Genomic DNA, 3,309 nt, shown 5'->3' on the forward strand with positions numbered 1-3,309 from the left:
ATCCATGATCTTTTGGCGAATGAACGTTTCGACGTTTTTGTCCGCCTCACTCACCCAGTCCTGAGCACCTTTTTGATCAATGACCAGATTACTCCTGTCCAAGAAGTATTTCTCGGCTATCACCCCAGCTTCTTCACAGACCGCGATGGCAAAATCTCTGCGTTCCGAAAGACGATTCATGGCCTGTCCTTTTGTGTTTGTGTATCTAAGGCCAACATTGCGGACCAAGCGGAAGCCTTGCAATGACTGAGTTGCAGCACCGTTCAATTCATGCCGCTTCGAGGTTGCCGAGCAATATGGACGTCATATCGGCGGTTATCACCCCGTCTATGGCAACAACATCCATTCCAGTCTGATAATCAACGTTGCTTTTTGTAATTCCCGACAAGTCCGCATTTGAATCCAAAAAGACCCATTGAGGTTCATGCGCAGTGGGCTGTCCAACGGCCACCTGCAATATTGCCAGTGCATCCAGGGCATTGATGGTGCCATCTTGATTGATATCTGCCGCGATCAGGTTTTCCGCAGCGGGGGGACCCCAAGTCGGATCGAGGCCAACCGAAATGCGTAACACTTGCAAAGCATCCATTGCGTCAATCTCTTTGCTCGCTGTCGAATAGTGCTTGATGATGTCCAGTCTTCCGGGGAAAGTGCCATCCGGAAGGTCCAAGTCAAATTGTCCCTGATCGTCAGCCGTGACGGATACCGTGCCACCACCGACCGGTGTGAACTTGATCTCTGCATCCGACAATCCGGGATTAGCAGATTGGCTGTCCACTGTGATTGGCCCAAGCACGCCATCCGAACTGTCCGGCGTCAAACCGCCGAAATTACCGAAATCAACCGGAATGTGATCGGGGCCATCGAACCCGGCCCCGAAAATATCAGCGCTGGTCAGCGTTCCACCCGAAGCGGACTGAACCTGCACGACCTCGCCCCGATACTCTATCCGGGCCCCTTGTGTAGTGCTGGTAAAGGTCAGTTGCTGAGGGGACCGCAACAGCAGGTAGTCAAACATGTCCAGACGGTCCACACCCGGTTGAAAATCCGTGATCGTCGTCATACTGCTGCCCGACTGCATCACGAAAACGTCGGCCCCTGCCCCACCTGACATGGTCGTAGCACCCGTTCCTGCTATCAGTATGTCGTCGCCATCGCCCCCCATCAGGGCGGTATCCAGAATACTACCGCTCAGCATGTCGTCTGCGGCAGTCCCCGACACTGCTCCATACCCTTTGTCCACGATCCCCAGATTATCGACAGGAACAGTAATGACAGTCACTCCGGCGTCTTGTTGCGACGTAACCAGAATCTGCAACTCATTGCCGACGTGAGCAAGGCTCAGCGATTCGACATTCTGCAATCCACTAGTCAACGTGTCGGCGAAACTGTCCAGATAGACCAACTGGCCTTCCGGTGTCAGCGTGAACAATGTAAGCCCATCGTCGCCGCCACCCGCCACGACGAATACGCGCCCGTTGATGTCCACGATCTCAAGGTCCTGTACGGATTCAAAGCGGGTCGTGAGCGAATCCAGAATATGATCTGTGGCGCTCAGGCTGCCGTCAGCGTTCAATTGCAGCACACTGAGCGAATTGCTGCCGGCACCCGCCACGATCACCCAGGGATTGCCGTAGGCATCGATCGTTTCGACGGCTGTCGGCGTTGAGATTCCGAGCGTCCCGAGGGCTGAACCGTTGTCAATTTCGGTCAACTGACCGGAAAGGCTGTCGATCCGATAAGTTGAGACTGTATTGCTGGCCGCATCACTTGAGATCAGGAAATGGTCAGTCCCTGCGCGCAGCGTCTGCATCGCGTCACCAGTGCCAGAAACAAGGCCAGCAAGGCTCAGCGTTCCGTCCTGATTGACAAGGTATGTCCCGATTTGACCCGTTTCTTCATGAGCCATTGCAAGAACATCCATCAGGCCAATCGACACTTGAACAATGGCCGAGATATCTCCGCCTCCTGTCAGAGATCCGGTTTCCGTAAGGCTGTCCAGGGTGCCGTCTACGTTAAGGTCATATCCGACCAACCCGACCGCCATATTCACATCCAGTACAAGTTGTTCGGTTCCCGCCAGCGTTATCGGTGTGCCACTGCGACCAACCTGAAACGTGATTGTTCCGCTGTAATATTCCGTGTCGACCAGTTGCGGTAACGCACCTTCGACCAACCGCCAGACAGCGACGCCGCCACCCGGTCCGGTGACGGTATAAAGATACGTGGTGCCGTTAAACGTTTTTAAAGCCGTATCGCCGATACCTGAATCGAGCGCCGCGCTCCCCGTTGCCACCACACCTTCGAATTGAAGCATCACAGCCAACACCTCCTGCGCCACTCCTGGCCTTGACCAAAAGATGACCTGATGCACGGACCGAAACAAAAGCGGAATTGTGGTGAAAACGAGAAGTTCGGTTTCAGATTAACTCAATTTTTTGCTTTCGATCGCAACAGTAACCAGTGGGAAAGACAGATGAGCCAGCCGTTATCAGCGCGACCTGTCTTCCTTTTCGGTGATCGCGGAAACCACATGTGAGGGTAAGATGACCAAAGCACCAGAGTTCAACAACCGTCCGGCGGCTGAACCTTCGGAAACGGACCGCAAGCAACACATTCGCCAGTGGATCGAAGGAAAACTTGGCCGCTGGGCAGAGCGTGGAGCGGCCGGTGGGCTGATTTCAACTTTGATGGCCTTGCCCGCGTTGTCACAAGCCACAATTGAAGAATTATATGCTTTTCAATTCGCGGAAACCATTCCAGGCGTTCGCTCTGTCAAGCTGTTGAAGAATGGCGATGTTCTTCTAAAAATGGCCGATGGCCGCACAATGATAGTGGCCGCTGAAAATGTCCAGATCCTGGACAGCGGTGCCATCATGATCGCTGAGAATGCGGTTCAGGAGATTGCCCAATTCAGCGCGGTTGAAGCCGGTGTTTCCGCGGGCGCGTCCGCAGGCGGCATCAGTGGCGCTGGCGCGGCGTTGGGCGGATTGGGTCTGGCAGGGGCGGCTGCGGCCGCAGGAGGTGGTGGCGGTGACAGCCCCGTCGTATCCGAGCCCACCTCCGTCGTGTCCGAACCCGCCCCGACATACCCAAGCCTCAACCTGGCTGATCTGCAATCTACTGCGCTGAACAACATCAGCACCAACGCCATCCCTCCCGAAGGGACGGCAACCATTGAAGTCACAATAGGGTCACTGGTCAAAACCGTGACACCCAACCCCGATGGCAGCTGGAGTATCTCTCTGACAGCCGCCGAAGCCGGCGCACTTCCACAGGGGGTATCGACGGTGACCATCACGAACCTGG

1 protein-coding gene and 2 pseudogenes are annotated in these 3,309 nt (G+C 55.2%); 1 reads left to right on the plus strand and 2 read right to left on the minus strand.

All coding sequences use genetic code 11. The features are described from left to right. Together AC2FND_RS19810 and AC2FND_RS19815 are read right to left on the minus strand one after the other, a co-directional pair. Positions 1-180 (minus strand): annotated as a pseudogene (locus AC2FND_RS19810) (inositol monophosphatase family protein); the annotation flags it as partial. A gap of 88 nt (positions 181-268) precedes the next feature. Further along, the gene (locus AC2FND_RS19815) at positions 269-2,317 is read right to left on the minus strand and encodes a dockerin type I domain-containing protein (RefSeq protein ID WP_496771422.1); all 2,049 of its coding nucleotides are present in this window, start codon (positions 2,315-2,317) and stop codon (positions 269-271) included. Positions 2,318-2,546: 229 nt separating this feature from the next. On the opposite strand from AC2FND_RS19815, the pseudogene AC2FND_RS19820 reads away from it, so the two are divergent. Next, positions 2,547-3,309 (plus strand): annotated as a pseudogene (locus AC2FND_RS19820) (adhesin); the annotation flags it as partial.

Source organism: Ruegeria sp. BHSB056, from assembly GCF_059613305.1.

Excerpts from the sequence above, each read along its gene's own strand:
- AC2FND_RS19815 (WP_496771422.1), bottom strand. The coding sequence starts at position 2,317 with ATGCTTCAATTCGAAGGTGTGGTGGCAACGGGGAGCGCGGCGCTCGAT.